Annotated in this window: 6 protein-coding genes; 1 reads left to right on the top strand and 5 read right to left on the bottom strand. The window is 62.3% G+C overall.

Going from position 1 to position 12,699, the window contains the following annotated elements:
• The first annotated feature begins 73 nt into the window (after positions 1 to 73).
• Entirely contained in the window at positions 74 to 1,663 is a 1,590-nt protein-coding gene (locus Q4S41_RS08555; protein WP_305030693.1) for a sodium:solute symporter family transporter, read from the top strand.
• A gap of 111 nt (positions 1,664 to 1,774) precedes the next feature.
• On the opposite strand, the gene Q4S41_RS08550 is transcribed toward Q4S41_RS08555, so the two are convergent.
• From Q4S41_RS08550 to fucP, 5 genes are all read right to left on the bottom strand, one after another.
• Positions 1,775 to 4,084 (bottom strand): DUF5703 domain-containing protein, encoded by a 2,310-nt coding sequence (locus Q4S41_RS08550; RefSeq protein ID WP_305030692.1) that lies wholly within the window; start codon positions 4,082 to 4,084, stop codon positions 1,775 to 1,777.
• A 17-nt stretch (positions 4,085 to 4,101) separates the two neighbouring features.
• Positions 4,102 to 5,538 (bottom strand): sialate O-acetylesterase, encoded by a 1,437-nt coding sequence (locus Q4S41_RS08545; protein WP_305030691.1) that lies wholly within the window; start codon positions 5,536 to 5,538, stop codon positions 4,102 to 4,104.
• Positions 5,539 to 5,658: 120 nt separating this feature from the next.
• Positions 5,659 to 7,698 carry an aceric acid hydrolase gene (locus tag Q4S41_RS08540; RefSeq protein WP_305030690.1) on the bottom strand — a complete coding sequence of 680 codons (2,040 nt, stop codon included), beginning with the start codon at positions 7,696 to 7,698 and terminating at the stop codon, positions 5,659 to 5,661.
• A 9-nt stretch (positions 7,699 to 7,707) separates the two neighbouring features.
• Positions 7,708 to 11,193 (bottom strand): glycosyl hydrolase, encoded by a 3,486-nt coding sequence (locus tag Q4S41_RS08535; RefSeq protein WP_305030689.1) that lies wholly within the window; start codon positions 11,191 to 11,193, stop codon positions 7,708 to 7,710.
• Between the two features lie 173 nt (positions 11,194 to 11,366).
• Complete coding sequence (gene fucP / locus Q4S41_RS08530) at positions 11,367 to 12,671, bottom strand: L-fucose:H+ symporter permease (protein ID WP_305030688.1); 1,305 nt, start codon at positions 12,669 to 12,671, stop codon at positions 11,367 to 11,369.
• Positions 12,672 to 12,699: the final 28 nt, after the last annotated feature.

Genomic DNA, 12,699 nt, shown 5'->3' with positions numbered 1-12,699 from the left:
TCGGCTGCGCTCAGCATGACGTTCTGAAGATTCGAAATTCTCCTACAAATCCCACCCAAAACCACCCTCCTGCATGGGTAATAACTTACTCGGCCACCTCACGGCCTGGGACTACGCCATCGTCGTGGCCTACGTCGTCATCCTCGTGGTTATTGGCTTTCGGGCCAGCGCTTCGCAGCGCGAAAAACCCGACGAATCCATCTTTCTGGCCAATAAGTCGTTGGGCTGGGCCAGCATCGGGTTCAATATGTGGGGCACGAATGTGGGGCCGTCGATGCTGCTGGCCTTTGCCTCGATTGGCTACAGCACGGGCATTGTGGCGGTGAATTTTGAGTGGTACGCGTTTGTGTTTCTGTTTCTGCTGGCGGTGGTGTTTGCGCCGCGCTATTTGGCGGCCAATGTGAGCACCATGCCGGGCTTCATGGGGCGGCAGTACGGCGACTCCACTCAGAACATTCTGGCCTGGTACGCGCTGATTAAAATCCTGATTTCGTGGCTGTCGCTGGGCTTGTTTGCGGGCGGCTTCCTGGTGCGCCAGATTCTGGGGATTCCGATGTGGCAGTCGGTGATTGTGCTGGTGCTGTTCGCGGGGTTTTTCGCCTTCGTGGGCGGGCTCAAGGCCATTGCCAAAGTCAACGTTTTCCAGATGATTCTGCTCATTGCCGTGTCGCTCACGCTCACTGTCATCGGCGTGCTGAAAGTGGGGGGGCTGAGTAAGGTGTACCACGGCGTGCCCGGCCACTACTGGAACCTGCTGCACCCGGCTTCCGACCCCAAATACCCGTGGTATGCCATTCTGCTGGGCTACCCGGTGTCGGCGGTGGCGTTCTTCTGCACCGACCAGGCCATGGTGCAGTCGGTGCTGGGCGCCCGCAACCTGGAGCAGGGCCAGCTGGGCGTCAACTTCATCGGCTGGCTCAAAATCCTGTCGCTGCCGCTATTCATCGGCACCGGCATCCTGTGCTTCATCCTGTTCCCGCACCTCAAAGACCCCAGCGAAGCCTACATGACGATGGTGACCAGTCTGTTTCCGGCGGGCATGAAGGGCCTGGTTATCGTGGTGCTCATTGCCGTGCTGGTGGGCACCATCAGTTCCTCGCTCAATTCGCTGAGCACGGTTTTTACGATGGACGTGTACGCCCGCAACATCAACCCCCAGGCCAGCAGCCGGCAAATCAAGGCCGTGGGCCGGTTCACCATCCTCGTCGGCTGCGGCTTTGCGGTGCTGGTAGCGCTGGCCATCGACAGCGTGAAAGGGCTGAATCTGTTCGATATTTTCCAGGCGGTGCTGGGCTTCATCGCGCCGCCATTGGCGGTGGTGTTCCTGCTGTCGGTGTTCTGGCGGCGTACCACGCAGCGGGCGGTGAACGGAATTTTATCGGTGGGCTCGGCCTTCAGCCTGGGCGTGGGCGTGGTGTATTTGTGGGTGCTGCCTTCGGCGAAATACAGCTTCTGGCCGCACTACCTGATACTGTCGTTTCTCATTTTCGCCGTGCTGTTTATCGCCGCAGTACTGCTTTCACTGACGGACCCAGCGGGCCAGGCGCGCCGGCAGGCCGTGGACTACGGCGTGCTGGCCCGGCCCACGCGGCGCGTGCGGCTGCTCTGGGCGGCGCTGGCCGTGGTGATGGTGGGCTTGTATGTAGTGTTCAACGGGCATTAGCAAGTAGCGTGGACTCTGCGAGTCCGCGAACGAGCGCAGCGAGTCGCTGGCGTCTGAGTCGTTCTCACGTTAATACTCGCGTTGCTCTTTCGCGGACTCGCAGAGTCCACGCTACATCACTACCACATCGGCTCGGCGCGACTCGGGCCACACCTTCAGCTCCTGTATCTTCCCATCCTTCACCACGGCTTCTACGGTCGTCTGATACGGCGCGTGCAGCTTGAAATGCACGTCCCAGTTCCGGGGCCAGGCGGGGAGTAGAATGATTTTGCGCCCATCCGTTTGCAGCAGCATTTCCTGCAAGCCAATCATGCCCGAGCCGCCCCAGTTGTGGTCGGGTGCCCAGTCGTAGCCCGGCCCCCAGAAGGCGGGGAAGCGGCGGCCGGAATCCTGCAGCTTCTTTACGGTGAGTTCGGCGGCTTCGGCGGTGAGGCCGAGGCGGGCGGCGAAGATGTTGTGCTGCTTCCAGCCCACGTGGCTGCGGAATTTCTGCACGTCCGCATCGTACAGATAGGTATTGCGGGCCGTGTCGAGGCCGGCTTTGCCTACGCCGTAAACTCCCCAAGGAAACACCGGGTAGAGCTGCGGGCTTTCGGTGTTGTTGAGGCGCTCCCAGGATTTGGCGGGGGCAATGGTGGGGCGGCCCTGGCTTTCGCGGAAGCTTATGGCCGGAATGCGGCCCAGTATGGCGGTCCATTGCTGGCGCTGGGCAGTAGTGCCATATGGTGGCGGCAGGGCCAGCAGGCGCGCGAGCACCGTGCGCAGGCCCGTGATGGTGGCCGTGGAATTGTAGGTCATCTTGTAGGTTTCGGCCCCCGAGCCGGGGTAGAGCACCAGATGGCCCGCACCGTCAAGCGCCTTGGCGCCGCGCTGGCGGGCCAGGTACTGGTAGTGCTCGTCGAAAAAGGTAAGGCAGCTTTCGATGAAGGGCAGGTACGCCGCTACGTCTTGGCCGGCGTAGCGCTCGGTTTCGAGCATCATCAGGCAAAATTCCAGCACGGTATCCCACTCGTATTCGAGCCAGGCGTTGTATTCCAGTCCTTTGTCGAAGCTAGCGGGGCGTTTCCAGTTGTATTCGGCCGGATTGGGGAGGCCAAAGTTCTCGAGCTGCTCGGTGAAGCAAGCGCCGGGGTGCTGCCAGTAGGTCTGGCTGCGCAATTCGGCGTTTTTCAGGAGCCGGAGGTAGAAATCGAACTGCGGTTTCAGCAGGTCGAAATCGCCGTTTTTCAGCATGGGCCAGTACACGAGGCGCTGGTTTTGGGCGGTGTGGGTGCCGCCGCCCCAGTTGCGGAAATCAGGCGTGAACTTTAGCGTGGAATCCGTCAGCACCGGGTCGTAGGTGAAGAGGCCGCCGTTGAACTTGGTAGGCCATTGGCCGAAGGCGTTACAGCCCAGCATATACCGCATAAGCTGGTAATTGCGGCCCGCCTGCCATTCCGGGGTACTCCCCAAAGCCCTATCCGGCTGAATGTAGATGAAGCTGCGCTGCCAGTAGTCGCGCCACCAGGCCAAGGTGCGCTGGCGGGCAGCCTTGGGGTTTTGCCGGGCAGCGGCGAGCGTCTGCCCCAGTTCCTGCTGCCACTGCGGCACGGTGGGCGTGGTGGCCGTGTGCAGCGCCACCACCAGAGAATGCGTGCGGGCCGGGGCCTGGCTCCGCAGCTTCCATCCGTGGTAGGGGGTGTTGAGGTACTGGCCAGCGGTGGTGCCGGCCGGGCGCATATTCGAACCCTGCATCGCGCCACCAAAAACCAGCTGGTGGAGTGGGTTGTAAAGCTGGTCTTTCACCCCGGCCAGTCCCTGTTGCTGCATGGCCACGTCGAACACCGTTTGGGCCCGGTTCTGGTGGAAGAACTCGATGCCCTGCTTGCGGACCCCGATGCTGTCGTGCCGGGTTCTGACGACGCCTTGCGGCGCCCATTTGTAGGAATTCTGGTTGTTTTCCTTGCCCTTCAACGTGCGGTCGGCAAAGCGCCAGCTTTCGTAGCTGGCCTCGGCACTCAGCCGGGCATTGCTGCTGATTTCGACGTGCACAACGGGCCTATGCACCTCGACCCACACATGCACCCGGGCCGTGGTTTGGCCCACTTTGCCGGTGAGCGTCACGTCGCTGGTTTGCAGGGCCAATTCCTGTATGAAACTGCCTTGGTCGAACGGGTTGGGCGTGAGATGCAGGCGCACCCGGCCCAGTTTGAGCAGCGAATTGTTCTCATCGAACGTGCCGCTACGGGCGATGTAGAACAGCACGTCGCCATTTTCGGCCCACACGTTCAGGCCAATGTCGCCGCCGCCGCAGGGCATGGATTCGCCGGCATTTTTGCTTTGGGATGTCCAGGTGATATTGCAGGCCGCTAGCTCGGCACTTTGTGTCGCGGGTTTTTGGGCCTTGGCCGTGAAGATGGCAAGTAAGCCTAACCAGAACATAAAGAGTGCGGGCCTGCTCATTGCGTCCAATCATCCGTGCGAAACGACGACACAGGCAGCCCCTCATTACTGAACAGCGTGGCGCGCGTAAAGTCCTGAAACGCGTAGCGCACTGCCACCGGCGCCTTCACCGCCTCGGCAGAAACGTTGATGACGCTGCCTGAAATTTTAGCCGTGGCCGGGTACCATTTCTGGTCGGCCCCGGCGATTTCAAAGCCTGTCAGCTCCTGCCCGAAGCTGGTCATGCCCATGGGCGAGTTCTTGAAGCGCACCGTAGCCGTGTTGTCTTTCACCGTCAGCGACTCATAACTCGGGCTAAGCGCGCCGAAGCCTTTCTGGCCGTAAGTCTGGGCCAGGGCCAGCAGGGCCAGGCGGGTACCGCCGGGTTCCTTGCGCATGGGATGAATGCTGGTTTCCTCGCCCACGTCGAGCAGCACGGCCATGGCGGTGTTGGGCACCTGGTCCTGCAGTTTGCGCTGGGCGTCGCGGATGAATGCCGAGTTGTATTTGCCGCCCTTGTTCCTGGAGGTGCGGGTGTAGTCAAAGGGCGCAATCTGGGCGTAGTAGAAGGGGAAATCGCCCATGCCCCACTTCGTGCGCCACTGTTTCACCATGGCCGCAAAAAGCTTCTCGTACTCATCGGGCCGGTCGTAGTTCGACTCGCCCTGGTACCAAATGGCGCCCTTAATGCCATAGCTTTCAATGGGGTGCAGCATGCCGTTGTACAAAGTGGTGGCCGTGCGGCTCACCAGCTTGATGGTGTCGCCCTTGGCCGGAATCTTCACGCCGGCAAACTGCCGCAGGTTCTCGGCGTCCATCCAGGCTTCGATGAAGGAGCCGCTGTAGCTGCAATGCAGCAGGCCCACGGGCACGCGCAGCTGCTCCTGTAGCAGGCGCCCGAAGTAGTAGGCCGTCGCGCTGAAATTGCTTACCGCCTCGGGCTCGGCCACGCGCCAGGGCGAGGGCTTGCTGTTGTCCTGCGGCTCCGTGACGGACGAGCGGGGCACGGTGTAGAGGCGTAGTTGGTCGTTGCGCGAGTGCAGAATGGCCTCATTGGAGCCCAGCACCGGCTGGCCTTTGAAGCCCTTCATCGGCATCTCCATGTTCGACTGACCACCGCAAAGCCAGACTTCGCCCACCAACACGTTCTTCAGCTTCGTGACCGGCCCGTCGCCGCTGATGGTCAGCTCATAAGGCGTGCTGCTGGCGGTGGGCGTTTTCACTTTCAGCCGCCATTTGCCGGCCGCATCGGTTTGGGCAATGTATTGCTGCTTGCCCCAGCTCGGGCTGACGGTGATGCTGCTGCCGGCTTTGGCCCAGCCCCACACGGCGCACTCGGCTTGCTGCTGCATCACCATGTTGTCGGTGAAGAGCGAGGCCAGGCGTAGCTGGGCGTGGCTCAGCAGCGGGAGAAACAGCGTGAGACAGAAGAGAAAAAGAGGCTTGGTTTTCATGCTTCGAGTTAGCGGATTGTAAATTGTACAGACGCGACCCTTCGCGTCTCGGCGCTGGGCGGAATCGGTGCGGGGGCGCGAACGCCGAGACGCGAAGGGTCGCGTCTCTACATCGCTCTTTTACCGACTCACCGGCAGCCACACCTCCATGTCGTTGCGGCCCCGGTTGCCCCAGGCGTAGTACGGAATCAGCTTAAACGGCACGGTGGCCGGCTTTTCCCGGGAAAGGGGATGGTAGAGTTGGCCCTTCCAGGCCGAGTTGTCGGCGAAGGCAGTCTGGCCTTCCAGCCACACCACGTCGGAACCGGCGATGGTGGTGTGGCGGGGCGTTAACACGGTATTGGCATTCACAATCAGGCCGCTGAGGGGCTTGCCGGCGGGCAGGTCACGGGCTTCGAGGCAGTACACCACGGGGCCACGCCGCACGGCCACTTGGTTGCGGGTTTCCTCGACCAGGGCGTTGGCTTCCAGCAGTTGCGCGGGCATTGGGAGCTGCAGCTCCACCTTGTCGCCGGCCTTCCAGCGGCGGTTGATTTCGGCGTATTTGCCGGGCGTGAGGGTTGTGGCCACGGGCTGGCCGTTCACGAGCAGCGTGGCGTCCTCGCTCCAGCCGGGAACCCGGAAAAACATGGAGAACGGCTTCTTCGGGGCGGTTTGCAGGGTCACTTTTACGCTGCCATCCCAGGGGTAATTCGTTTCCTGGGTCAGCTTGAGGGACGAGCCGTCTTTGAGCTTCGTGTTCAGGTTATTGCCGCCGTAGAGGTTCAGCCACAGACCTTTGTCCGACACGTTGTACAGGTAGTTGTTCACCTCCGCGATGGTGCGCACCACGTTGGGCGGGCAGCAGTTGGAGAGGCTGATGTAGTCGACCCGCTCTTTCGACCAGCGTTGCGAAAACGGCAAATCGGCGGAGTACGCCAGCGGATTGGTATAGAGGAAGCGCTGCCCATCGAGGCTGATGCCGGACAGCACACTGTTGTAGAGCGCCGTTTCCATCACGTCGGCGTACTTGGCGTCGCCGGTTATTTGCAGCATCCGCCAGTTCCAGAGCACGTTGCCGATGTTGGCGCAGGTTTCGCCGTGGGCCGTGAGGTTGGGCAGCTGGTAGTCGCGCCCGTAAGCCTGGTGGATTTTCTGCACCGTATCGGGCTTGTAGGCTGTGCCGTCGGGCGATACGCCGTCGTAGAGCGCCCCGCAGGCCCCGGTCACGTACATCTTGTGCTGGGTCACGTCGTCCCACATGCGGTTGAGGGTCGTGAGCAGGGTTTTGTCGCCGGTTTCGGCGTACACGTCGGCCGCCCCCGCGAAGAGGTAGTTGGCCCGCACGGCGTGGCCGCCGGCCTTCTGCATCTGGCGGAACGGCAGGCGGTCCTGGTTGTCGTCGGTGCCGATGTCGGCCGCCAGCCCGCGGATGTTGATGAGGCTCTCGGCCAACTCCAGGTAGCGCGGGTCGTGGGTGGTGCGGTACATTTCCACCACGCCCATGTAGTGCGCCGGGCAAATGGCGTTGCGCGCCAGCTCGGGCGAGGCCGTTTTGTAAAAATTGTACAGGTAATCAGTGGCTTTCTTCGCCGCGTCGAGCAGCGTGGTTTTGCCCGTGGCGCGGTAGTGCACGCAGCCGGCCGTCATCAAATGGCCGAGGTTATAAGTCTCAAAATTCAGCCGGTTCTTGAAGGCCGCCTTCTGGCCCGGATTGTTCAGCTCTGCGATGGTGCTCTGGGTGCTCAGGTAGCCGTCGGGCCGCTGCACTTTCACAATCAGCGCAATGGCCTCATCGAGCTGCTTATCCAGCTTGGGGTCGTGGGTCACGGCGTAGGATGCCGACAGCGCTTCCACCAACTTGAAAAAGTCGCCATCGTGGAAGGGTGGGCCCTTGTGTTCGCCCTGGGCTTGGCCGGCGGCAATCTCAAAGTTCTTGTAGGCGTGGTTCCGGTCGGAGTGGTAGAGCGCCCACATGGTCGGAATCATCGACTTCTGGCACACGTCGAACCGCTCGGCCCAGAAGCCGGTGGTCCATGTCACGCTGCCCATATCCACGCTGCTCAGCTTGGCGTGGGTGCTGGCGGAGGTGTTGACGAGGGCCTTTTGCTGGGCGAAAACCGGGCCGGCCAAAGCCACCGCCAACACCCCAAGGCCAAGTTTTTTAAGAAATACCTGCATAATCGTTCATCAGTTTTGGATGGGAAAGGTGGAGATGCTGCCGGTGCCGACGCGCACCGGCCCGAGCAGCCCGGCTGGCAGCAGCGGCTTGCCCGCGGCCGGCGCGGGCGCGGGCGTCCAGGTTTGGCGCTGGTCGGCGGGCAGGGCCTGGTCGCCGATGAGGCGGTTGGCCCAGGTATTGGTGACGCTGATTTCGAGCTGATTGTCGCCTTTCCTCAGCGCTTGGGTGATGTCGAGGCGGTAGGGGGGCGTCCAGGCGATGCCGCAGGACTGGCCGTTCACCCGCACTTCGGCCAGATTGGCGACCGTGCCGAGGTCCAGATAAACCTGGGGCGAAGGCGCGCCGGCGAGTTGCCCTTTCTGTTTCTTCAGGTGCTTAGGCGGCTGCCAGCGGAAGCTTTGGATGTAAGTAGCGGTGCCTGAATAATGGCTGATGGCAGCGTCCGGGTGCTTGCTCCAATCGGTGAGTTGGGCGAATGCCACTGGCTGCGCCGGCCCGCCCATTTTCGGGTCGAAACGAACTTGCCATTGGCCGGCGAGGGTTTGCGCCGACTGCGTTTCCTGCCAGTTGAAACCGTCCTGCGCACTTTGTTTCGTTGTCGATTCGCGGAGCACCACGAATATGGAGCCGTTGCGGTCGAGTCGTAGCGGTAGCATGGTGCGGCCGTTTTTGATTTTCCAATCAGTAGCCGCGCGGGTTTCGCCGGTCACGGCATCCCACAATTCCGGCTGCCGCCCGGCCACACGCATGCTCAGGTTGATGGTGCGGGCCGAGTCGAGTTGATTGGAAATAAAGTAGATGTCGAACTCCGGCGCAGTGCGGTGCGTCCATGCGATGTTGCGGGCCCGCTGGCCGTTGGCAGAGTTGGTTGCTAAAATATCCGGTGCCAAGCCCAAGGGCTCAAAAGAAGTGCCACGATAAGGACCAAGATAAAAGCGCAGCATATGGTCTCGAAGAATTGTTGTATCAGACAATTCTGTCGTCATTTTTTGCACCGGCCTATCTGCGAATGGGTAGCCTCCAAGTGAAGGAGAGCGGTTTGGCTTCCTGTCAATTATAATAGTGGCACCATCGTTGGCCAATTTCCCCAGCTTCTCGGCTACCTCCGGCGACATGCTGGTGCTGTCCGGACTCATTTTCAACGGCCCCGGCACCACCAGCAGGCCGTAGCTGGCGCCGCCGGGCAGCACAATGCGGCCATTTTCCACCTTCGCTAGCCTGAGCAGCGCGTCTTTGTTGAAGGAATCGTATGCGTAGCCGTGCAGCGGGTCGACCAGCATTTCGGCGGTTTCCATATTGGCCGAGGCGGAGACTTTTTCGGGCTGCTCGCGCATGGGCAGGCCCGCGTTGGCGAGGCGCTGGTGCTCGGCGGCTACCGCCTGCGGGCCGAAAATGCCAGGCAGGTCATCCACCAAATGGTTGGGCAGGACGGCGCGGCGCGGAGTTCCCTCGCCGGTGAACACGGCCACGTCCACCACCGGGCGGCCCAGCTGCAGCAGGGCCTGGCAGCGGCGGGCGTAGTCGACCCAGGCGCGGCCGGGCTTCCACCAGGTTTGGTCGCGCTGAAAGAACAGGCCGATGCCGCTCAGCGTCATGCCGGGCTTGCGGTCGAGCCAGGGGTTGTGCACGAACACGTGGTACACCAGGCGGTTGACGCCCAGCGCGTAGTTGCGGTCCTGCAACGCTTTGAGCATGCCGGGGTGCTCGTCCCAGGCCAGCTTTAGCTCGGTGAAGGCCTCGGCCTGCACGATGTTTTTGCCGTAGATGTGCGCGCCCGAAACGGCGTCGAGCATATCGTTGGGCTTGTCGTGGGTGGGGCTGCGCAGCCAGAACTCGCCCATCGGCACGTCGGCGTGCTGGTAGTGTAGCAGGCCGTCGCTCACCATGGTGGGCGCGATGGCCTCGGCCGAAAACGTGCAGCCTTTGGCGTGGGCCAGGTCGCGCAGTGTCACGTAGAACTTGTCATTTACCAGCTCCGCAATGGTCTGTCGTACATCGGCCAGCACCCGCTCCGACTGGTCGGCGCTGCCCAGCGGCACACCCGCCATCACGGGCAGCCAGGGCAGCAGGTCGTAGCCCCGCCGCTGCTGAAATTCGGCCGGAAAATTGGCCGACCAGTTCTGCGAGCCGCACTCCCAGCTATCGACGTGGAACACCTTGAGCACCCGCGCCGCCAGCTCCGGCCCGCCCTGCCGCACGGCCTCGCCAAACCACTTGTCAAACTGCAGGCTGACGGCGGCAGGATTAAACTTGTCGCACTCCAGCCCGCGCCCGCCGCCGCCGGTGGTATTGATTTGGCCGGTGCTCGTGTGGCCCATGCGCAGGATGGTCCAGCGGCCGGGCGGCGCGGTCCAGGTCAGGCGGCCGGTAGCGTCGAGCTTGTCGATGAGGTTGAGGACTTTGCCTAGCGGCACGCATTGCGCGTCGGGCAGTTGGGCGGGCGTGGTGCGCTGGCTTACGCGCCACACGTCGCCGTTTTTGCCCTCGAACTGGTGAATGCGCGCCGCGCCGGAAAGCTGGATTTCCGACACTTTCAGCAACTGTTTCCACTTGGCCGCGTCGAGGTCTTCTGCGCCCGGCTCGGAGCCAGCGGGGTCGTAGGCGAAGCGGAAAAACCGGGCCGTGGCGGCGGGCAGCGCGTGGGTCACGGCGCTGCTGTCCTGCCAGCCGCTGCGCGGCGGCCGCAGGCGCGTGAGGGGCCGGAAGCTGCGGCCGTCGTCGCTCACGGATACCAGCAGGCGGTTGGCCTGGTAGTTATAGCCGTTGGAGCGGATGCGGATGCTGCGGCAGGTAAACGGCTGGTCGAACGCGTATTGAATCCAGCCTGGTTCGCTGGTTTTGAAGCCTTTTTTGTTGCCGGGCGTGGCCAGCAGTTCCAGGTTTTCGCCGGACAGGCTGCTGGTTATGTGTGGCTTTTGGGTGACGGTAGACACGGTGCTGCCGGTGGGCGTGGGGTAGGCGTACACGGCAATGTCGCGGTAGTAGCCCTGCACCCGGGGCGGCTGGGGCAGCGCCAGGCTCAGTTTTTTGCCGCCCGTCACCTGCGTCTGGGCCGATACCACGTGCTGCATCGACAACTCCGGTGTTACCCACGGCCCGCCCGCCAGCGCAAACCCGTCGCTGACGTGCATGGCCAGCTTCAGGCCCAGCCGGTCGGCCTCCTGCATGGAATGCTTCACCATGGCCCACCATTGCGGCGACAATTGCCGGGCCGGCGGCGAAATGGCCGGCGGGTTCTCCACGTCCTTTATCGGCATCAGGTACGCCCCGCCGATGCCGGCTTCTTTCATGGCTTCCAGGTCGGCGGTAATGCCGGCCGGGGTCACCGCCCCATTCATCCAGTACCAGAATACCCACGGCTTAGCAGCTTCGGGCGGTTTTTTGAATGCGGCTTCTAAGTCGGCAGCTTGCTGGGCGCACACCGGGGCCGGCAGCAGGCCGAGCGTCGGCAGCGCGAGCAGCAGGAGAGCCTTGGGGAGCAAGCGTAAAGCCATGAGGTGGTTATTGAGCTTGAATATTTTGACCGTCATGCTGAGCTAAGCGCAGCGCAGTCGAAGCATCTCTACTGAGTAAGTCATTATCAACGCCTGCAACGAAGCAGTAGAGATGCTTCGACTGCGCTGCGCTTAGCTCAGCATGACGGCCCGATTTAGGCAGTTGAAGTTTGCTACACCAGCCGCCCCTTCACCCGGTAGCCGTACATCCCGAACAGCAGAATCACCAGGTAGCACACCATTGGAATAAGGTAGCCAATCTGGATGTTGTCGCCGCGCAGGTCGATGAGGGTGCCCATGAGCGGCGGCATGATGGCGCCGCCCACGATGGACATCACCAGCCACGACGAGCCGGGCTTGGTGTCGTCGCCGAGGCCGGCAATGCCCAAGGCGAAGATGGTGGGGAACATGATGCTCATGAAAAAGCCCAGGCCGCCCAGGGCGTAGATGACGTAGGCCCCATCGCCGAACACGGCCACCGCGCACAGCGCCATGGCCACAACGGCATAAATCGACAGCAGCTTCTGCGAGGCGATGTACTTCAGCAAGGCGGTGCCAATGAAGCGCCCCACCATAAACAGCAACCCGTACACGGCCAGGTAGTAGCCGGCCGTTTTCTCATCCACGCCGGCCCCCTGCTTGGCCATCCGGATGAAGAAGCTCGTGACGCACACCTGCGCCCCTACGTAGAAAAACTGCGCCACCACGGCCCAGGTGAGGTGCCGGTGTTTCAGAACCGCGAAGAAGCCCCCGCCTTCCGAGGGCTCGGCCTCGGCAGCCCGCACCTCGGGCAGCTTGCTGAAAAAGAACAGCACCGCCACGGCCACCAGCACGCATCCCAGCACAATGTAAGGCAGCTTCACGGCCGCGGCTTCGTGGTTGAGGTAGGTGCTGCGGATGGCATCGGGCATGGCGGCCAGCTGGGCCTTGGTGTATTCCTTGCCCGATAAAATCAGGTTGGCGCCGATGATGGGGGCCACAAAAACCGCCAGCCCGTTGAACGACGCCGCCAGGTTCAGTCGGCTCGTCGAGGATTCGGGGGGGCCGAGCACGGCGGCGTAGGGGTTGGCGGCGGTTTCCAGGGTAGTCAGCCCGCAGCCGATGATAAATAGCGCGGTCAGAAATAAGCCGTAGGAGCGGGCATCGGCGGCGGGTACGAACAGGAAGGCCCCGCCCGCGAAGGCCAGCAAGCCCAGGATAATCGTCGTCTTATAGCCCAGCCGCTTGAGCAGAATGCCGGCTGGAATAGCCATCAGAAAGTAGGCCAGAAACACGGCCGTATCCACGAAGGTGGACTGCCGGTTGTTGAGCTGACAGGCTTTCTGGAGGTGCGGAATCAGAATGGAATCGAGGCTGTGCGCCATGCCCCACAGGAAGAACACGCCCACCACCAAGCTAAAAGGCAGCAGATAGGTGCGGGCACTGACGGAGCCGCCCGTGGCAATAGGTGGCGGAATGGAAGCGGGAGCAAGGGCCATTGGGTGGGATTTTAGAGAGTTAAGTCAG

It is taken from the genome of Hymenobacter convexus, assembly GCF_030580955.1.
Classification (GTDB): Bacteria; Bacteroidota; Bacteroidia; order Cytophagales; family Hymenobacteraceae; genus Hymenobacter.
This window is presented reverse-complemented; position numbering and strand designations above follow the sequence as displayed.